This window comes from Limnothrix sp. FACHB-406, from assembly GCF_014698235.1.
Taxonomy (GTDB): Bacteria; Cyanobacteriota; Cyanobacteriia; order CACIAM-69d; family CACIAM-69d; genus CACIAM-69d.
Map to the genome: position 1 here is coordinate 108150 of NZ_JACJSP010000008.1, position 20607 is coordinate 128756.

Annotated in this window: 15 protein-coding genes and 1 tRNA gene; 6 read left to right on the forward strand and 10 right to left on the reverse strand. The window is 54.6% G+C overall.

Features of this window, described 5'->3' with window-relative positions; all coding sequences use genetic code 11:
* The first annotated feature begins 99 nt into the window (after positions 1-99).
* The 4 genes from H6G53_RS10195 (at position 100) to H6G53_RS10210 (ending at position 4792) form a co-directional block, all read left to right on the forward strand.
* Positions 100-2799, forward strand: a complete 2700-nt coding sequence (locus tag H6G53_RS10195; RefSeq protein ID WP_190532590.1) for a glycosyltransferase family 39 protein — start codon at positions 100-102, stop codon at positions 2797-2799.
* A 190-nt stretch (positions 2800-2989) separates the two neighbouring features.
* The gene (gene rpsN, locus H6G53_RS10200; protein WP_099531687.1) at positions 2990-3292 is read left to right on the forward strand and encodes a 30S ribosomal protein S14; all 303 of its coding nucleotides are present in this window, start codon (positions 2990-2992) and stop codon (positions 3290-3292) included.
* A 284-nt stretch (positions 3293-3576) separates the two neighbouring features.
* Positions 3577-4128: a Uma2 family endonuclease gene (locus H6G53_RS10205; RefSeq protein WP_190532593.1), complete on the forward strand. Its 552-nt coding sequence runs from the start codon at positions 3577-3579 to the stop codon at positions 4126-4128.
* 115 nt (positions 4129-4243) lie between these two features.
* On the forward strand, positions 4244-4792 hold the full coding sequence (locus H6G53_RS10210) for a Uma2 family endonuclease (protein ID WP_190532596.1): 549 nt from the start codon (positions 4244-4246) through the stop codon (positions 4790-4792).
* Between the two features lie 208 nt (positions 4793-5000).
* On the opposite strand, the gene H6G53_RS19260 is transcribed toward H6G53_RS10210, so the two are convergent.
* The 6 genes from H6G53_RS19260 to upp form a co-directional block, all read right to left on the reverse strand.
* Positions 5001-7280 carry a Piwi domain-containing protein gene (locus tag H6G53_RS19260; RefSeq protein WP_190532599.1) on the reverse strand — a complete coding sequence of 760 codons (2280 nt, stop codon included), beginning with the start codon at positions 7278-7280 and terminating at the stop codon, positions 5001-5003.
* A 240-nt stretch (positions 7281-7520) separates the two neighbouring features.
* The gene (locus H6G53_RS10220; RefSeq protein WP_190532602.1) at positions 7521-9635 is read right to left on the reverse strand and encodes a pentapeptide repeat-containing protein; all 2115 of its coding nucleotides are present in this window, start codon (positions 9633-9635) and stop codon (positions 7521-7523) included.
* Between the two features lie 56 nt (positions 9636-9691).
* The gene (folP, locus tag H6G53_RS10225) at positions 9692-10645 is read right to left on the reverse strand and encodes a dihydropteroate synthase (protein WP_190532605.1); all 954 of its coding nucleotides are present in this window, start codon (positions 10643-10645) and stop codon (positions 9692-9694) included.
* 246 nt (positions 10646-10891) lie between these two features.
* Positions 10892-10965 (reverse strand) — tRNA-Pro (locus H6G53_RS10230).
* A gap of 228 nt (positions 10966-11193) precedes the next feature.
* Positions 11194-11550: a hypothetical protein gene (locus H6G53_RS10235; RefSeq protein ID WP_190354001.1), complete on the reverse strand. Its 357-nt coding sequence runs from the start codon at positions 11548-11550 to the stop codon at positions 11194-11196.
* 227 nt (positions 11551-11777) lie between these two features.
* Positions 11778-12431: a uracil phosphoribosyltransferase gene (upp, locus tag H6G53_RS10240; RefSeq protein WP_099535149.1), complete on the reverse strand. Its 654-nt coding sequence runs from the start codon at positions 12429-12431 to the stop codon at positions 11778-11780.
* Between the two features lie 826 nt (positions 12432-13257).
* On the opposite strand from upp, the gene crtH reads away from it, so the two are divergent.
* Positions 13258-14814 carry a carotenoid isomerase gene (gene crtH / locus H6G53_RS10245; protein WP_190532608.1) on the forward strand — a complete coding sequence of 519 codons (1557 nt, stop codon included), beginning with the start codon at positions 13258-13260 and terminating at the stop codon, positions 14812-14814.
* A gap of 27 nt (positions 14815-14841) precedes the next feature.
* On the opposite strand, the gene H6G53_RS10250 is transcribed toward crtH, so the two are convergent.
* Genes H6G53_RS10250 through H6G53_RS10265 form a run of 4 tightly spaced genes read right to left on the reverse strand, consistent with a single transcriptional unit; the run spans position 14842 to position 17806 of the window.
* The gene (locus H6G53_RS10250; RefSeq protein WP_190532611.1) at positions 14842-15471 is read right to left on the reverse strand and encodes a Uma2 family endonuclease; all 630 of its coding nucleotides are present in this window, start codon (positions 15469-15471) and stop codon (positions 14842-14844) included.
* Between the two features lie 5 nt (positions 15472-15476).
* Positions 15477-16070, reverse strand: coding sequence for a Uma2 family endonuclease (locus H6G53_RS10255; RefSeq protein WP_190532614.1), 594 nt, complete (start codon positions 16068-16070; stop codon positions 15477-15479).
* A 48-nt stretch (positions 16071-16118) separates the two neighbouring features.
* Positions 16119-16595, reverse strand: coding sequence for a HEPN domain-containing protein (locus H6G53_RS10260; RefSeq protein WP_190532616.1), 477 nt, complete (start codon positions 16593-16595; stop codon positions 16119-16121).
* A 5-nt stretch (positions 16596-16600) separates the two neighbouring features.
* On the reverse strand, positions 16601-17806 hold the full coding sequence (locus H6G53_RS10265; RefSeq protein ID WP_190532619.1) for a DUF262 domain-containing protein: 1206 nt from the start codon (positions 17804-17806) through the stop codon (positions 16601-16603).
* A 152-nt stretch (positions 17807-17958) separates the two neighbouring features.
* On the opposite strand from H6G53_RS10265, the gene leuS reads away from it, so the two are divergent.
* Entirely contained in the window at positions 17959-20547 is a 2589-nt protein-coding gene (gene leuS / locus H6G53_RS10270) for a leucine--tRNA ligase (protein WP_190532622.1), read from the forward strand.
* The last annotated feature ends 60 nt before the right edge of the window (positions 20548-20607 follow it).

Consider the following 20607-nt stretch of genomic DNA (forward strand, 5'->3'; position numbering starts at 1 on the left):
GACAGAGAAAGTCCATCGGGTACTGCGTTGGGCCCGCCGATGGGGGCAGGGGATCGGCTGATCATCCCCTGCCTTTGGTTTTGGGAGAGCATTTTGAGCATGGGTCAAGATTTGGGCGATCGCGCCGGCCAACTAGGCAGCGGGTTCAAGGTTCACGGGTTCAGAATTCACAGGTTTCACCACTGGCTCAATCCAGACCATTGGCAAAGCCGGTGGCAGGGTCGGTGGCAGACCGATTGGGCCAAGCTGCTGGGTCTGTGGCTGTTGGTGTTGCTGGTCGATCGGGCTTGGTTCGCGATCGACCAATCAGCCCCCGCCTGGGATCAAGCGGAATATCTGACGGCGGCCCTGACCTATGCCGATGCCCTGCGGGATCCCCAGTGGTTGTCTGGTTCCTGGTGGGTGGATTTTTGGCGACTCTCCCCCAAAGTGCCGCCCCTGGTGGCAATCATCACCGTGCCGTTTTTATGGCTGTTTGGCCCCACGGCCGATGCTGCGACGGCGTTAAATTCCGCCTGTTCGCTGCTTTTGCTGGGGTCGGTTTATGCGATCGGGCGGCGATTGTTCGATCGCACCACGGGCTGGTGGGCCGCCCTGCTGTGCAGTGTGATGCCCGGCCTGTGGCGCGTGCGGCTGGACTATCTCACCGAATTCCCCTTGGTGACCGTGGTAACGGCGGCCTTTGCGGCCCTGGTGTTTTGGGCAACGGGGGGCCGGTTTGGCCCCTGGCGCGGACGTTTGGCCCATTGGCTGTGGGCGATCGGGCTGGGGCTGTTGTTGGGAGCTGGGCTGCTGACCAAGCAACCGGTGGTTTTCTTCCTGGGGTTGCCCTGGGCGGGATTGCTGGCCGTTGCCCTCTGGCGATCGCGCTGGGAACGGGTCACCCAAGGCCTGTTGGCCCTGGGGATCGCCTGGATCGTAGCGGCTCCTTGGTATCAAGCGAATTGGCTCTTTGTGCTCAGTGGCGGCAAGCGGGCCACGGTGGATTCCGCGATCGTGGAGGGTGACCCGGCCCTCAACACCCTTGATGCTTGGATTTATTACCTGAAGCTTTTTCCGCAACATCTGTCTTGGCCCCTGCTGGGTCTGGCGATCTCGGGGGGCTGTTTGGCCTTTCTGAAATATCAACAACAACTGGCCTGGCCCGATCGGCCCTGGCCCAGTTCACCAGTCCCCAAGGACGATCGCCGGGGGTGGCTCTGGACGTTGGGCTTTTGGCTCGGAGCCTATCTGTTGTGTTCCTTGCTGGTGAACAAAGACTGGCGCTACGTTTTGCCCTATTGGCCCGTGGGGGCGATCGTCTTGGCCCGAGGCTGGCTGGTTTGGGGAGCGCGGGTGCGGTGGAGCCTGTTGGGGCTGACGGTGTTGCTGTCGGTGCTCAGTTGGTTGCCGCCCACGGCCGCCGGGGTGGCTCCCTTGGTTCCCGGGCCAATGCGGGTGGTGCAATGGGGGCCCGCCTTGCCCCATGCCCAAGTGGTGCAGGCTGTGATCGATCACGCACCCCATCTACAATCCACTGTGGGCGTGTTGCCCTCCACCGCCGAACTAAATCAACACAACCTCAACTTCTTTGGAGCCGCCCGCAATTTTCAGGTTTATGGCCGGCAGGTGGGCACTGATCCGCAAGCCGTGGCCCAAGATGCCCGATCGCTCGATTGGTATTTGCTGAAAACCGGTGACCAGGGATCAATGCGCGGCCGACGACGACGAGAAGCCCAAGCGGCCACCAGCCAAACCCTGCGCCAAAGTTCCGAGTTGCAGTTGGTGGAACATTGGCCCGTGGCGGCGGATTCCGAATGGCAACTTTGGCAGCGGCGATCTCCATCGGTGACGGTCACCCCCTTGGCCAATCCGGCTCCCTTGAAGCTCATGGCCCAACTGCCGGAGCGGCTGCCCCCGGGCCAAGTTGCGCCGGTCACCTACCGTTGGCAGGGCCCGGCGGCCCAACTGCAAGGGGGCTTGGCCCTGTTGACCTGGCAGCGGGAACCCACGCCCGATCGCCCGGCGGGTCGCACCGGTTGGATTGACGATCGGGCCATTGGTCGCGGCCGGTTAATGACCCCTCTTCCCCCGTCTGCCGGCCAGGCCTGGGAGGTTTGGGATCGATCGGCCATGGTCTTACCGCCGGACTTGGCCCCCGGTCGGTATCGTCTTTGGGCGAGTTTGTTGCCCAACGATCCCCAATTGGGCGATCGGGCCCAGCCGATCGCGATTCCCACAGAAGCCACCGTGGTGATTGACCCGGCCGCCTCGGCCCAACCGGCTCCCGAACTGGACGGCGTGGCCCAACTGCGGCTGCTGGGATTGCAATTGCGATCGGGGCGATCGGGCTTGGAATCCGTGTTCAACACCATTGGCCGAATTAACCAATACAATCCCAATCAAACCTACGTGGCCCAAGCGGAACTGACCCTCCGTTATCGCCTCAGTCAACAGCCCGATCGACTCGGTTGGCGCTATGCCCTCGGCTTGGCCCAAGTGTTGGATCAAAACACCAGCGGCGCGATCGCCACCTTCGAGCAAATCACCCAAGCGGAACCACGCAACCCTTGGGCCCAGGCCTACTTGGCCGTGGTGCGGCTTTATGAATTTCAAACCGATGCCGCCTGGCCCGCCATCCAACAAGCCTTAGCCTTGGCTCCCCGAGTGCCCGAATTCCACTACCTAAAAGCCGTGGCCCATGCCCAACGCTGGGAACTGGGCCGGGCGATCGCTGAGTTGCGAATCGGTCAGTCCCTGGAGCCGGCCGCCACCCAAAGCCACCACCCCCCGATCGGGTTAATCCCGCCCACCAGTTGATTGCAACCTGTTGATCATGACCCGTTGATCGCGATCGGTCGCCTTGCCGTACAATAGGATGCTTGCTTATACCCTTTTTTGCCGCCAAGACCCAGCATCTGTTTAGGGCTGTGCAGTCCAGCGGTCTCAAGCATTAGCCCCTGTCGAGTTTCGACAGTCCAACCCTTAGTCAACAAGCAGAAACACCGCAATGGCTAAAAAGTCCATGGTCGAGCGCGAAAAGAAGCGCGATCGCCTGATTGCTAAATATGCCGCCAAGCGTGCCGATCTGAAGGCGCAGTTTGAATCCGCCCAGGATCCGATGGAAAAGCTGGCCCTGCATCGCCAAATTCAGCGCCTGCCCCGCAACAGCGCCCGGAACCGCCACCAAAACCGCTGCTGGTTAACTGGCCGTCCCCGTGGCTACTACCGCGATTTTGGTCTGTGCCGGAATGCTCTGCGCGAAATGGCTCACCAAGGCTTGCTGCCCGGTGTGGTCAAGTCGAGCTGGTAAGCCACGAACTGGCCAGCATCAGCAGTACCATTACCGCACCGTTTTGGGGCTTCTTGCCGAAGTCCATCCCGTTTTCACCAAAGCACGCCGATCCACCCGATCGACGTGCTTTTGGTTTTTGATCAGTCAGAATCAAAATAGCATCAGCCTCTAATTAAGATTGTGATCGCCAATTTCAAATATTTTTTCCTCGGTATAAATCCCCGATCGCCGCTGCCGGCCAAATACTTTCAAGCATCACCCGATCACCCAAGCCGAACACCACAACGACTCTACAGGCTGCCATGATCGCCATTCCAAACCACATCGATCCTGACGAATACCTACTGCTTGATCGCAATAGCAATACCCGCCATGAATACCGTCGCGGTCTTGTCTATGCCATGGCAGGCGGCAGCGACACTCACGCCCGAATTGCCATTAATCTCCTCAGTTTGATTAACTTTCACCTTCGAGGCACAGCCTGCCGTCTCTACAACGGCGATGTCAAAGTCAACTATCGCGACGAATTCTACTACTACCCAGATCTCTTCGTTACCTGTGACCCACGCGATCGCGAAAATCGCACCATCAAACGCTATCCCAAACTGATTGCTGAGGTTCTTTCAGACAGCACCAAAGACTTTGACCGTAACCTTAAATTTACCGACTACCAGCAGCTCGAAAGCCTCGAAGAATACGTCCTCATCTCCCAAGACACTCAGCAAGTGGAATGCCGCTGCCGCCAACCCGACAATACCTGGGCAACCACCGTCTACAAAAATGGCGATCGCGTCACCTTGAACAGCATTGGTCTTGAACTTGATGTGGCCGAACTCTATCTTGATCTCGACTAATCATCACAAGACACTCACACCCCCATACAAATCCCCGATCGCCACTTTCAACCCAATACTCCCAAACTCCACTCGATCGCCCAAGCCGAACACCACAACGACTTTATAGGCTGCCATGATCGCCATTCCAAACTACATCAATCCTGATGAATACCTGATCATCGATCGCGATAGTTCCACCCGCCACGAATACCGTCGCGGCCTCGTCTACGCGATGGCAGGCGGCAGCGATGCCCACTCACAGATTGCAATCAAGCTACTGGGTCTGATTGACCGTCATCTAGAAAATACGCCGTGCCGTGTTTACAACGAGGTCAAGGTCAACTACAAAGATGAGTTTTACTATTACCCTGATGCCTTCGTGACCTGCGATCCCCGCGATCGCGCCGACCGCTACATCAAACGCCACCCAAAATTGATTGCCGAAGTCCTATCCCAAAGCACGCGAGCCTTTGATCTGGGTCAAAAGTTCGAGGATTATCGGCAAATCCCAGACCTAGAGGAATACGTTCTCATCGATCAGGATCAGCGCTGGGTGGAATGCCACCGCCGCCAACCGGACAATACTTGGACAACGGTGATCTATGGAACAGGGGATCAGATTGCGCTTCAAAGTATTAATTTAACCTTCCCCCTTGAGCAACTCTATCGAGGCTTGGATTAGTGTTAGTTTGGGTCAGGCCCCAATGACTTTGAATGGGTTGATATTCCCTAAATAAACCTAAACGAAAAAGAAACCTAAAGAGGATGCCTGAAAAGCCAAAATTGCTACTCTGTACGCCCCAGTGATCGACTTAAACAAGGGGCTTAAGCCCCTTGTCCCCCCGACTATTGGTGCTTGCCCGTGCCAAAGAATACTTGTTAAACATCCTCTAAACAAAATAGAGGCGGCGTTCGCAGCGCACATCGGCTGGAAGGCAATCCTTGAGGGCAACTTCGGCAATTCGATCGGCGTAGTAAGTGGTAATCGGCAGGCGAATCACTTGGGTGCTGCCGATGTGCATTTCGCTGAGCCAATAGATTTGGGCGGCGATCGTCAGGATGTCCGTTTGGCCGTGGCGGCGACGCACCAAAAGGGGCTGGGGACTGGCGTTGGGGGCAACTTTGGCCTGTTTAGCACCGGTTGTGAGGACGATCGCCTCATGATCGTTGTGAACCCAAGCCCAACCTCGATCGGGGTTTTGCCACTGTTCTTGGTTGGTGTTGGGGTCGATCGCCCGCACCGCCGCCCGCGCCAGCACATCCTTCACCACTTCCACCACCTCCAATTGCTCCAACCCATGGGGTCGCAATTCGGCTTCTAGGGCTTGCAGGGTGGCTAATTCGCTGTTTTTGACGGTTCCATCGCGATGAATCACCACGTGGCGTAGGGGTTCACCGCTTTGCTCAGTGAATGCGCCAAATAAGTCGAGCAAAATATTGCGCAGGCTGGTTTCGCTGAAGGTTTCGCCCCGCTGCATGGAGGCGCTTGACCAGCCGATCGCCTGGCCTTGGCGGTTGACCACAAAGGCAGAGGCCCCGATCGTCCGTTCCTCTTTGCGGCCCAAATCTAGCCCCACAAAAGCTTGGGCAGTACCCGGCATTTGGTGCAACTGCCAGGGAGCATAGCCCAGTTTTGCCAGAATACCGAACACCACGTTTTGATCGCACCCCTCATGCAGCTTTTGGTTATAGTTCTCCTTGTTAACCACGCGCATGGTTTCGCGCGTCACCATTTGCGAACAGTAACTCTGTTGATTGAGGATTCTTTTTAAGGTGAAGTAGGGATTAACTTGGGCGTTGTAAATTGGGTCTGCTCCGTTGGGGACAAAGGCAAAAATTAGGTCATTAGCATTCACGGGCAAGTTCTGGCAAACCTGACGTAGGGAAAGGGAATTTTGCGGATCGTAGGGACGTAAATCGCCAGCCCTCGTGAGTGTAATTCCAAATTCTTGGAACCGACTTTTGAGGGCTGACATATACTTTTTCACCTCTGCTTCCCAGGCTTGGGGATACAGCACTTGCGTCCGAATTTCTGCTGGTTTTTGGTGAAGGGCACGTTGCTTCCAACCACGCCAAGCTTCGTCTACGAGGATTGGTCGATCGGGCTGTTGTGGATCTGCTCCAAAGGATAGGTTTCTGGCCATGGAGCCAGCGGTCAATTGAGTGAGGTGATCGGGATGCCAAGGGTTAGGATCAAATTCAATTCGATCTCCACAAATAAATTCTCGTTTGTTTAAAAGGTCGATGGTCTTTTGCATTAATTCCCGACGCTTAGCCAGTGGCAAAATGCAATGGTTCAGCGATTTACTGGGTAGGTCTTCACGGGCATAGATTCGTTTTAATAGTTGCGGTAGATGATGAAACGGTTGGTAGCGAGGCGGATAGCCCACTGCAACGGCGGGTTGATTGGGATCCAGTTGTGCGGCCAATTCTGGGGGCAGATTTTGCCGATCGCGGTGATAGTCTAATAGGCTTTGGTTGCCTAATTCCGCGAGCGGTTGACCAATGGTGATCGGTGCAACACCCAGAAATTGGCAACTTTTGCCATCGTAAGTATGAATCAGGCGCTGTTGGGTCGGAAACTGCTGCCAATCGAATTGGTCGATCGTACCAATGGATTGGTATTCATTCCGAAAGTGCAAGGTTAGGAAGAGAAATCCCGCCGAGTTTTGCCAAAAATCAAAGGTTAAATATCGTCTTGCTTCGGCAATAATTCGACCTTGGGGATCCCGAATTTGCATCGGCGGTTCGTTGGAATAAATTCGTTTGCGAGTTTCTTGAACTTTCTTGGCGCTATGGGGATTAATGGTTTTGAAAATGCTGCACAACCGATAATTACAGAGTTGAAATAGCCAGTTCTGATATCTGGGTTCGCTCAGATCGATCGCCTCGCTCTTGAGGATCTCAATTTCCAAAGGTTCTGAGGAGGTTTCGCAAAACTGCCGCAAACAGGCTAATAAGTTCGCTTCCTGTCCCCGGTCTTCGGAAATCAGGGCGAGGCTGGACTGATCGTTGGTAACCCACTGATTGAGCCGAAATTTGCAGAATCTTGCGAGGGAGTAGAGGGTGTCGATCGGGGTGGCACTGCCGACGATTCGCAGTCGATCGCGCCGGGCAGGTACAGCGCCAAGGGGCTTACGCGATTGAAAGCTGAGTTCTCGAATATCCACAATTGAAGCGGCTATAATTAACGCATGAATTATATCACTTAAAGCATTTTATTTTAAAGCACCTTGAAATTCATTCAAAGGTTATTATGAAACAATGCAACCCCACGAACCCGATCGCCATCAAGTCGCCATTAAGTCATCATCAATAAAATTCAATTAATCCAATTCAATCAGCCTAAATATTTATCTAATCTAATCAACAAAAATCAGCCAAAGTCAGTCAAGGTCAATCGATATAAACTAACCAAAATAAATGAGTAAATTCAGCCCCGGAATAGTTCGAGAAAGCGTCCACAAAAGCAGGCCAATATACATTAAGCCCAAAGTCCATTGATACCAAACCACCAGTGAAATTTCGGCGGGTAAATGCTCATCTCGCATCCGCACATCGCTAAACCCAATCCGAAAAAGATTGATGGCGCTGAGGTCGTAATAATTCAGCCAGGCCCAACGCCGATTCCAAAGGAGAGGCATGAATCGTTCCCGAAAGAAGTGATAGCGCGGCATGAGGGGTAAACGGGCGATCGGGAGTTGCACTTGCCGAATTTCACCGTTTTCCACAAAGTAGCTCACATCCATCAGGTCATGGAACCGGCCGCGCCAATAGAGCTTGATCAGCAGGGCGAGCGGGACGGGGCCGATCGAGATGGCAATGCTGGCCAGCGTCCACCAAGGTCGATCGCTGGTTTGGAAAATGGTTGCTAAACCCAGGCTGAACAACAGTCCGGCGCTGCCGCCCATCCAGAGGGTTTCGGGCCAGGTGGGCACGATCGGTTGGGGGCGCAACTTGCGAAGCCGATCGACCAGCCAAAACCAAAGGGCAAAAAAGGTCATGGCCACCAACCCCACCCCCAACACGAGGCCGGCGCTAGTGCCAGCTCGACTCAGCAAAATCAACAGGTTGGTTCCCAGCCATTGCAGGGCGATCGTGCTCCAGGAGAGGGGGGTGCTGGTGCGATCGGCCGTGACCCGATCGCGCACTTTCACATAGGTTGCCAGGTCAACGCCCTCGATCGACAGCATTTCCGCCACGGTGCGCAGGGGTTGCCGATCGCGGGCTTGGGCGATCGCCTGGGCTTGGGTGGGCGAAAACCCGATCGACACCAACACCGCTGGCTTGGCCGCGTTCAGGTTCACCCCCGTGAGCCGCTGTTGCAGGGTCTTGAGCCGCAATTTAAACAGGGTGTAATCCACTTGATTGGCATCAGCAATCTGTTCCACCCGCCGAAAGTTCCGCACCAGGGTTCGTAAAACCGTTTCATTGCCCTGCAAAACCGGTACTGACAAAATGCGCCCAATTTCCCCGGGGGAGCCAATTAGTTTTGCTTGGTCGCTGTCAAAGTCCAGCCCGGACACGTTGATATAGGCTCCGGGGGCAAAGCTGGCGCTGGTGAAGTCGGCTTCGTCCAGAATGGTGGCCCCGCGCAGGTTCAGGGGTTTGGCAAACCGCGCATTCCGAAAGGAGCTTTCGCCGTGGAATAGGCTGTCGATCGCATAGAAGGAACTGGCAAAACTGGCCCCATCAAACCGCACTTCGCCTTGCCAGTCGGCTTGGGTGAGGTCGGCGCTGCCATTCCAATGGCTTTTGCTGAAGTTGGCGATCGCCTGAAATTGCGATCGATAAAAATTGGCTCCCCGCTCAAAGGTGCTGGACTGAAAGCTAGCATTTCCGGCAAATTTAGCCCCATCGAACCGCGCTTCGCCCGTGAATAGGCTGTTCCGAAACTGGGCACTTTGGGCCACTAAGCCGGAAAAGCGGGCCCCTTGGCTGAAGCGGCTGAGGGAACCCACCAAGGCTCCGCCCAGGCTCAGGCCCCTGGCTTCCACCGGTTCCAAAAAATAGGTGTTGGCTAGGCGCAGGGAACCGCTAATTTGCAGACCTTCAAGGACGATCGGGCCGCGAAAGACGGAAATTTGCCAATCCAGGGGGCTACCTTCATCGAGCAACAGCGATCGGGACAATCGGCTGAGGTGCAAGAGTCGCAGTCGATCGCGCCCCAGTTGTTCCTGTTCCGTGGGGGTCAGCAAGGGCGAAAGGGCCTTGCCATAGAGCGGCGCACGCAGGCCCAACCGGGCCAAATCCAAATCGCCCTGGATGCTGGATCCGCGCAAGTCGAGGCCCAGGCGTTCCTGTTGCAACTTGCTGGCGACCTGTTGATAAAAGGCTTCCCGAAAGTTGCCATTGTCGCTGCGCAGGTCGATCGCACTCTGGCTGAGGTCGATCGCAGGCTTGCCATCCAACAGTTGGGGATGTTCCAGGCGATCGCGCAAAACCTCCAGGGTCAGGGCCGGGCGATCGACCGAAGCCGCCTGCGCAGGACTGGCTGCCCACAGCCACCCACACCCGATCGCCAAAACCCAGCAGATCCCAACCCCCCAGATCCGCCAGCGGTTAAACCATTGCTGAAATCCTATCCCTCGCCCAATTGCCACCCACGCCATATCGCGTCTGCCACTCGCACCACGTCGCGCATTTGCTGAATATCATGCACCCGCACCCAGTCGGCCCCGCCAGCCACACAGGCCGCACAGGCCGCCCCGGTTCCCCAAACCCGCTGTTTCGGATCCGGTTGCTCCAGAATTTTGCCAATGAAGCTCTTGCGGGAGGGGCCCACCAAAAGGGGGTGACCGAGCGATCGCAAGCTGGGTAAATGCCGCAGGAGGGCAAGGTTTTGTTCAGCGGTTTTGGCAAAGCCAATGCCCGGATCGATCGCAATTTGGGCCGCCGGAATCCCCGCCTCGATCGCCGCCGCCACCCGTTCCGCCAAGCTCGATCGCACGGCAATCACCACATCGGGCAAGTGTTGACCAGGCAACTCACCCGACCCACCCTGGCCCGCAAAATCACTGTAATCCGTAAGCTGCTGCATGGTTTGAGGTGTGCCGCGCAAATGCATCAAAATCACCGGCACACCCAAGGTTGCCACCGTGGGCAGCAGTTCCGGGTCATACAAGCCCCCAGACACATCATTCACCACATCGGCTCCCGCCACGATCGCCGCGCGGGCCACGATCGCTTTGGTTGTGTCGATCGAAATGGGCAAATCCAACGGCGCAAAGTCCCGCCACCCCCGCCGCAGGGCCGCAATTACCGGCACAACCCGATCGATCTCTTCCTGGGCAGAAACCGGCTGGGCATCGGGGCGCGTCGATTCTCCGCCAATGTCTAACCAATCGGCCCCGTCAGCCGCCAGTTGGTGGGCCTGGGCGATCGCCGTTTCCAGTTGGTCAAATTGCCCCCCATCGCTAAAACTGTCGGGCGTGACATTCAGCACCCCCATCAAATAGGTGCGATCGCCCCAAGTCCAAGGGCGATCGCGCAAAATCCAAGGGGTCAAAGCACAGGAAGACAAGGGCACATCCATAACCAACCGAATGGGTCAAAAAATCATCAAGCCGGAATCCGCCCGGCCCATATCCACTCGGTCAAAACATGCTCAACCTTGACCGCAACCCAACACCAACTGCCCAACAAAAAAGGCAGCGAAGATCGCTACCTTTTACCTTGTGGACTGTTAGTCATCTGGGAGTGGAATGGCTCTCAGATCGGGGTTTTCGGACTTTCGCAAAACAGTTCATGCTGAAGAGTTTTCATGGAAACTGTTTGCAAATCGGAGCGGCGGGATTCGAACCCACGACCCCCACTACCCCAAAGTGGTGCGCTACCAAGCTGCGCTACGCCCCGATAGCCCAGTTACTATAGCATGTTTATTTGATTTGCCAAGGGCCCTGGTTAAATTTCTGTGCCCAAAGTGGCCAAGGCGGTCGATCGAGCTGCTCAGCCCGGGCCAGCTCGTTCTCAGAAATGATGGATTGCCCAGGACTCAATCGTCGTCACAAGGGGCTTGACCATCTTGTCCCCCCCGATCTGCCAACGGCGGAATCAGGGTTTCAGGCAATTGGGCGACAGGCCCTAGGACTCTTCGGGCTTGAGGGGCTTGTCCCTTGCATCCGGGCCCGGACGACCATTTCGGCTACCCAATTGACGGCGCACATCGTCGATCGCGTCATTCAACTGGGCAATTTTGTCCTCCAGTCCTTGGCGCGCCGTTTCCATGCGGGCTTCACTGCTTTCGCTGGCGGCCAGCCGGGGGCGACGGCGGGGACGCGGCGGCAGCTCGGCCCCTTCCCGATCGCCCTTTTCCGTCAGCTCTTCCAGTCCCTCATCGGAGTTGCGCGAGGCCAGGGCAGCCCCCACCAGGCCCCCCACAGCCCCCCCCAACAGGGCCCCCCAAAAAAATCCACTACCAAAACCCTCTCGATTTGCCATAACTCGTCCTACGTTGAGAATGTTGCTTGTGCTTAGAATGTGCTTAGAAAATGATGCTCAGAAAGTAATGCTGGGAATGATGATCCGGGGAATGGCCTTCATCGCGATCGGCAAGTTGATCAGACCTATCAAACTAATCAAGGCGATCGATGAGACAAGGCAGAGACCGATGCTGAAGCGACGAAAACCCCTGAAAAACCCCTGAAAAACCCCCTAAGAAAACCGCTCTAGAAGGTTCCAAAGGCGCGATCGCCCGCATCGCCCAACCCAGGCACAATCCAGCCGTGATCATTCACGGACTCATCGATCGCCGCCGTGTAAATCACCAAGCCTGGGAATTGCTGATTCAGACGTTGCAAGGCCGGAGGAGCCGCCACGATCGAAATAATCCGAATTTGCTCCGGCGTGAGGCCCCGTTGGGTCAATTCCTTCATGGCCGCCTCGATCGACCCACCCGTTGCCAACATCGGCTCTGAGATCAGCACCCGCGCCTCCGCCGGAAACTGGGCCGGTAACCGATTGAGATAGCAGGATGGCTCCAGGGTTTCTTCATTGCGCACCAAACCCAAGTGATAAACACTGGCCAAGGGCACTACGGGCAAAATTCCTTCCATCAACGCCAACCCTGCTCGCAAAATTGGCACCACAGCCATCGGAGTGGCGGGCGAAATAAACGTTGCCGGACAAGTTCCCAAAGGCGTTTCCACCTCTGCCGTTTCCGTGGGCAACCATTCGCGCACCGCTTCATAGGCCAGCCAACGCCCCAACTCCGTCAGCGCACTGCGAAACAAAGTCGGCGGCGTTTGGGCATCGCGCACCACACCCAGCCAATGCTGAATGAGGGCATGGGGTGGCACGTAAACGCGAAGTTGCAACGGCATGGGAAGAGCGAAGGGAAAGGTTTAAGGAGCCATCAACCTGGCCTGAAGCTGCCGACAACGGCCAAGGGCCGCAATTCGGCGACTGGAAATTTTAGGATGACGGGCAGATTCAGGTTGATTTTACCCGGTTGTTGGGACGGGCTTGCCGGGTACTGGTTGGATTGCGCGAGATCGATACGAGATCGATACAAGCAACACCCAGCTAAGGATCGGTGGTGGGGCGATTGCGGGGCGATCGGGGGATGCATGGGGTCAGAAAAGAATTCTAATGAGAATCTATTGCAAGAGAGTTGACAAAGATTCCTAGTAGCCGCTATTGTATTGAGCGTGTTCTTCTCTCTAGTAAACGGCGGGTGGGGCTAGTCTGCAATTGCGGATTAGTCCTTTTTTTTGGTTATTTTCCGGTTAAGACCGAGACCCGATCGCCCCCGCCACTTCAGCCCAGCCCGGCGATTCAGGTTCCACCTTGATCGACAAACTCTTGCAATAAATCCTGAAAAACCGTTGGCACACCCCAACCACGATCGGCTCCACAATGCCCCAGAGGCAACACCCCGATCGGCCTCCGGTGTTGAATGACCACAATCCTTGAACGCCCAGCAATTCAGCAGAGCCTTCGCTTTGGGTAATGGATTGGGTGATTAATCACTTTGGGTAATGGATCGCTTTGGGTGATTGCTTTGAACCTATTGCCCGATCGACCCGAGAAAACCAGCAGCAGCAACATCTCTGGGCGATCGGGTTGGAGCCGCGCAACGAGAACGCTACACTCAAACATGGCCGCGCCCCTGGGCCTTGCCGTTGCTGTTTCGCCCTTTCCGTCGCCATGACCGCCGTGGATAAGCCCTCGATCGCCCCGACCACCACCGCCCTGCAAACCGACCCATTGCCCCGTGATTGGGATGCGATCGTCATTGGTTCCGGTATTGGCGGATTGGTCACGGCCACCCAATTGGCTGCTAAGGGAGCCAAGGTGCTGGTGTTAGAGCGCTACCTCATCCCTGGCGGCAGTGCTGGCTATTTTGAGCGCGAGGGCTACCGCTTCGACGTGGGCGCATCGATGATTTTTGGCTTTGGGCAACAGGGCACAACCAACTTGCTAACCCGCGCTCTGGCAGCGGTGGGCCAAACGATCGAAACCATTCCTGACCCCGTGCAAATTCACTATCACCTTCCCAACCAGTTGGAAGTGAAAGTGCATCGGGACTACGAACAGTTTTTGCAGGAATTGGGCGATCGATTCCCCCACGAGCGCCAAGGCATTCGCCAGTTTTATGACGAGTGCTGGACGATCTTTAACTGTCTGAATGCGATGGAGCTGCTGTCGCTCGAAGAACTGCGCTACCTCATGCGGGTCTTTTTCCAAAATCCGTTGGCCTGTTTGGGCTTGGTGAAATATTTACCCCAAAATGTCGGGGCGATCGCCCGACGCTACATCAGCGATCCGGAACTACTGAAATTCATTGATATCGAATGCTACTGCTGGTCAGTGGTTCCGGCGGATCTCACCCCAGCCATCAACGCAGGCATGGTTTTCAGCGATCGCCACTACGGCGGCATTAACTATCCCAAAGGCGGCGTGGGTCAAATTGCCCAAAAGCTGGTGGATGGGCTGGAGACCCACGGCGGCCGAATTCAATACAAAGCACGGGTGACCCAAATCGTGACGGAAGGAGGCCGCGCCGTGGGTGTGAAGCTCGCTTCGGGCGAACTGTTGCGGGCCAAACGGGTGATTTCCAATGCCACCCGCTGGGATACCTTCGGCCAACTGCTCGATCGGGATCAACCCCTGGACGAAGATCGTTGGCAAGAGCGCTATCAAAAATCCCCCAGCTTCCTCAGCGTCCACATGGGTGTGCGCGCCGATGCCCTGCCCGCTGGCACAGACTGCCACCACATCCTAGTCAAGGATTGGGAACAGATGGAAGCCGCCTACGGCACGGTGTTTGTATCAATTCCCACCCTGCTTGATCCAGACTTGGCCCCGCCCAATCACCACATCCTGCATGTGTTTACCCCTTGCTGGATCAGCGATTGGCTCAATCTCAGCCCCGAAGACTACCAAGCTCAAAAGGAACAAAGAGCACAAGAACTGTGCGATCGCCTCGCCCCGATCGTGCCCCAGTTAGACGCGGCGATCGACTACATCGAAATTGGCACTCCGCGCACCCACCGCCGCTTCCTGGGCCGAGTGGATGGTTCCTATGGGCCGATCCCCCGGCGCAAGCTTCCCGGCTTGCTCACCATGCCCTTTAACCGCACCGCCGTTAAAAATCTCTATTGCGTGGGCGACAGCACTTTTCCTGGCCAAGGCCTCAACGCGGTGGCTTTCTCCGGGTTCGCCTGTGCTCACCGAGTGGCGGCCGACCTGGGCTTGGTTTAAAGTCCAAACCCAATCCATTCCCTGGCGCTAATTTGCCCTTGGATTCTCAGTTCCCGATCGCACCCAATTCACAAAGGCCTTAATCGCCGCCGGTTGATTTTGGGGCTGAACAAATTGTGCCAACTGCGCAATTTCCAAAGCGGGAAAAAATGCGCTGCGATCAGCAATTTGGATCTCATCCCCCCGCAGGTTATAGAGCGTGAGTTGCTGATCTTGCCAAATCAAGACCTCTGGCACCCCGATCGCCCGATAGATCGCTAATTTGTCTAGCCCACCACTGGTTAAGTTGACCTCCACCGCAAAATCCGGCTGGGTTTTCAGGATCCCAACGCAATAGCATTCATCGGGTTCTAAGCCCGCCGCCTTCGATGATTGCCGAAACGTTGTGGAACCATAGGCATGAAGGTCAATTTCCACTTCTTCGGCATAGCGTTCCAGCAATCGGGCGATCGCCTTTTTGATTAATTCATGCTCTGGCGACGGCATAAAAACTTCTAGAATCCCATCCAAATACAACAGCCGCAAGCCCGATTCATCCCCCAGATGATCGAGCCAATGGCTATAGCGCTGCCAGCTCATTCCCGGCATCAGCAACCGCTGATCCGATCGTCCAGCCTGGGGCAGAGTAGGTAAATTACCGGCCACCGAAATAGTCATCGGCTCTAAAAAGAACGGGACTGAAAAAGCTGAGAAACAGATAACGAAAACCCAGGGATGATTTCTTCGCCGTCTAATTGATCAGTCAATTTCAAAAGGCGATCGGGTTCTGTTGCCGATCGATACACCAACACATGATTTTGACGCGGATTAATCACCCAGATCAGCCGAGCACCATTCTCAAAATATTCAATGAGTTTTTCGTCAATTTCCTCGATCGTATTGGTCGGCGAGAGAATTTCAACCACCAGATCCGGCGCACCCTCCAAGAACCCGATCGGTAAGTCATCCAATCCCTGAAGCCGCTCCTTGGCAAAGAAAGAAATATCGGGCGATCGCTTGTTGCCATTTTTCATCTTGAAGGCAGTGCTGGAATCAAACAACGCACCCAACTTTTGAGCCGCCACTACTGTAAACAAAGCCGCACTCAAAATAATCGCTAAATACCCATGCTTGGCACCAGAATTACCCATATCAATTAGCTGTCCGTTAACCCATTCATGACGATGGCCATCACGTCCCAACGCCATAAATTCTGCATCAGTGCAAGCGGGATGTTCAAGAGGGCGATCGTGAATGAATTGAGTAGCAGGAATCATGATGAAAATCCTAAATTAGTTTCAAAACCACTAACCAAAAGCGTTAATTCAGCCCTCAGTAATATCGCATTGTTGTTGAATGACTAGCAGAACTTTTATTACTTGCCGATAGTATGCTTCAACTTTTCCCAAGGTGATTCTTTGATCAGCACCATGAGCAATACTATGTCTAGTTTTAACAATGCTAGTAACTGCATCTTGAACTTCTTGATCTATGCTTCCTAATTCTGTACTCCACTCTTCACTAAATTCCTTGGCTAATTCTTTTAAGCTATTCATGTCAGGATTTTGGAAGCGCCTCAATTTATGGCTGACATATTTCGCTACGGTAGGGGCTGCCTTTGACTCTGCATAATCAATATAAAATTCCTGCACAGTTGTCTCGATCAGTCCTGATATGCGAACACAAATATAACAGGCTAAATCGCTTTGAATTTGTAAGTTTTCAACTGACTTTGCTCGTTGAATTAACGAATCAATTCGATCTTTTCCTTGATGAAAGTTTCGATAGGATGATGATGGCATGGTGACTAGGGAATATTCTCAAAAGCCAGATTTGCCAGTTCAATTCGCTTACGAACATTTTCAGAACTCGTCGTTTGTTTGGAATCGATACTGACTCGCTGAAACTCTTCACTAGACAACAAATTCTCGTAAGCCTCTCTCAAAGCCGCTAAATTCTGAATAGGATGTTTATCGAGTTGCTTTGCTAGTGCAACCATAACTGCATCAAATACAGCGGCATGAAGAGCATGTCGAGGGCGAAAGGCTTTTTCTCCAATGCTGGAATACACCAAACTTACTGTTCTTGTAAAGATTACCTTCATTTGAAAGTCAGTGTAACCTTTATCGAGAGAACGATGTGTTTCCATAAAAGAGTTTAGAAAGTCTTTCATGGATTCTTTATAATTTTGTAAATCAAAATATAGTGCCAAGAATCGGAGAATCAATTCTTGATCTTTCATTCTTTTACTTAAGTCTGGGATAGCTGCTGACTTTTTGCCTTGGAAAATTTTCTGCCACTGCTCATATCCATTTAAATCGGATAGGAGTTCATTAAGCTTTCCTTGATAGGCAGCAGCTCGAACCTCTTGAGAAGATAGCTGACTCCCCCCTGCATTTAGTCGCTCAAAGATTTGGTAGATACTAGCCTGTTCATTGCTTTCATACATGCTTCCTTCTTGTCGAACAATGGTGGCAGAAATAATTGAATCATCGAGCTTTCGTCGATCAACTGCACTGAGTGTTTCGTAAGTCTTACTCAAGAAGTGAGGAGAAATTTTACCCGATAGCATAAAAGGAATATGACGGTCAGAGCCAGGATTTTCAGGAAACTGACCATTGTAAAAGTATTGCAAGCTCTTTAGTCTTTGCTGACCATCAATAACAATTAACTTATTAGTTCCGTTCTCTTGAGCCAGAAACACTCCAGGAACAGGAAGTCCAAGTAAAAAGGATTCGATCAATCGAGAAGCTTGATCGATTTTCCAAATATATGATCGCTGAAATTTTGGAATAATAATGTCGCCTCGATTTAGCCTCTTGACTAATCCATCAATAGGGTAATCTGCGCCATAGCTAGTTATTGGATAGTAGGTAGGAGGAACTCCATCATCAACATCACCTTCTATGTCAGCTTCTGAGTTTCCATTTGAGCTGGCAGATTTAGCTTCGGAAGTTTCTTCTAGAACTTGATCATCTGATGCTGTTTCTGAGGGAACAAGATTAGCTTCCATAGTTTTTAATGGTTTGAAACCAATCTATGCATCGTGAATTATTAGTGATCATAGCACCGCCCCCCAGAGACAGCGGGTTGAAACCAGTGAGGCCAGTGAGTTGCGATACAGTATAGAATCGCAAACCGTTGCCCCCAGGAGGATCGATCGCCGTGGACGCTCGCTATAACCCCAACGAAATCGAAGCAAAGTGGCAAGCCGTTTGGGCCGAGCAAAACGCCGATCGCACGCCTGACCTAGCCGATCACTCCCAGGAGCACAAAACGTTTTACGCCCTGTCCATGTTCCCCTACCCTTCAGGGAATTTGCACATGGGCCATGTCCGCAACTATTCGATCACCGATGCGATCGCCCGGGTGCGACGGATGCAGGGCTACCAAGTGCTACACCCGATGGGCTGGGATGCCTTTGGGTTGCCCGCTGAGAACGCGGCGATCGATCGGGGCGTGCATCCCGCCATTTGGACGGAGCAAAACATCGCCCAAATGAAGGGCCAGCTCCAGCGCTTGGGCCTCTCCTACGACTGGGAGCGGGAAGTGGCCACCTGCCGCCCGGACTATTACCGTTGGACGCAGTGGATTTTCCTGCAGTTTTTTGCCGCCGGGTTGGCTTACCAAAAAGAAGCCACGGTGAACTGGGATCCGATCGACCAAACCGTGTTGGCCAACGAACAGGTGGATAGCGAGGGCAAATCCTGGCGATCGGGCGCATTGGTCGAAAAACGGCTGCTGCGTCAGTGGTTCTTCAAAATCACCGACTACGCCGAGCAATTGCTGACGGATTTGGACAAGCTGACCGGCTGGCCCGAACGGGTGAAAACCATGCAGGCCAACTGGATCGGCAAATCTACCGGAGCCTTGCTGGACTTCCCGATCGTCGGGAATGCTGACCTGGCCGACACCAAAATCACCGTCTTCACCACCCGCCCCGATACGGTCTATGGCGTGACCTACGTGGTGTTGGCTCCCGAGCATCCCCTCGTGGCCCAGGTGACGACGGCCGATCGCCGGTCAGCTGTGGAAGCCTTCGTGCAGGAAATTTCCGCCCAAAGCGAGATCGATCGCACCGCCGACGACAAGCCGAAGCGCGGCATCCCCACGGGTGGCATGGCGCTGAATCCCTTTACCGGCGAAGAAATTCCGATTTGGATTGCCGATTACGTGCTCTACGAATACGGCACGGGCGCGGTGATGGGCGTGCCCACCCACGATCAGCGGGACTTCCAATTCGCCAAAAACAACGGCTTGCCCCTGAAGGTAGTGATCGTGCCGGAAGCGGGCGCGTCAGCCGAGGCCGCAGACCTGACGGCGGCTTACACGGAAACGGGCCTGTTGGTGAATTCGGGGCAATTTGACGGCACGCCTTCCCCCGAAGCCAAGGCCAAAATCACCGAATTTGCTGAGACCCAAGGCTGGGGCAAAGCCAAAGTCCAATACCGGCTGCGGGATTGGCTGATTTCCCGCCAGCGCTACTGGGGCGTGCCGATCCCGATCGTCCATTGCCCCAACTGCGGCGCAGTGCCCGTACCCGATGACCAATTGCCGGTGGCATTGCCCAGCAACGTGCAGTTCTCCGGGCGCGGCCCCTCGCCCCTGGCCAAGCTGGACGACTGGGTGAACGTGCCTTGTCCCACCTGTGGCACACCAGCCAAGCGGGAAACGGACACCATGGACACCTTCATCGATTCCTCCTGGTATTTCCTGCGCTATCCCGACGCGCGCAACGAGTCCGCCGCCTTCGACCCGGCCAAGACCAACGCTTGGGCCCCGGTCGATCAATACGTGGGCGGCATTGAGCACGCGATTTTGCACCTGCTCTACTCGCGCTTTTTCACGAAAGTGCTGCGCGATCGCGGCTTGCTGAACTTTGATGAACCCTTCAGCCGCCTGCTGACCCAAGGCATGGTGCAAGCCATGGCCTACAAAAACCCAACCACGGGCAAATACATCGCCCCGGCCGATGTGGACTTCAGCGATCCCAGCCAGCCGAAAGACCCGGCCACGGGCGATCCGCTGGTGTCGGTCTACGAAAAAATGTCCAAGTCCAAATACAACGGCGTTGATCCCGAGGGCGTACTCGCGAAATATGGCGCAGATACTTCGCGGATGTTTGTGCTGTTCAAAGCGCCGCCGGAGAAGGATTTGGAGTGGGATGATGCGGATGTGGAAGGGCAATTCCGCTTCCTGAATCGCGTGTGGCGGTTGGTTAGCAACTCCCTAGAAGCCCAGGCCGGCGAGGCGATCGCCCCCGATCCAAAAGCCGAAAAAGACCTGCGCCGCGCCATCCACACCGCCATCAAGGAAGTGTCGGAAGATTTGGCCGAAGACTATCAATTAAACACGGCGATTTCCGAGTTGATGAAACTCAGTAATGCCCTGAACGATTACGCCAACAAAACCACACCGGTTTTCGCGGAAGGGATTCAAACCCTGGTGTTGTTGTTGGCTCCCTTTGCGCCCCATTTAACCGAAGAATTGTGGGGGGCGATCGGGCAGTCCGGCTCGGTTCATGCAGCGACTTGGCCCGCTTTGGATGAATCCGCGTTGGTGGCCGATGAGGTGACGATCGTGATTCAAATCAAGGGCAAAACGCGCGGCACGATTCAAGTTCCGGCAGGCACCGACAAGGACACCCTAGAACAGATCGCCCTCAACAGCGATGTGGCCCAAAAGCACATTGCCGGTCAGGAGGTAAAAAAGGCGATCGTCGTTCCTGGCAAGCTGGTGAATTTTGTGGTGTAGCGATCGCCTAGTCGCTTGAGTTTGAATAGAGATTGGATCGGACTCTATAGATCGATCCAA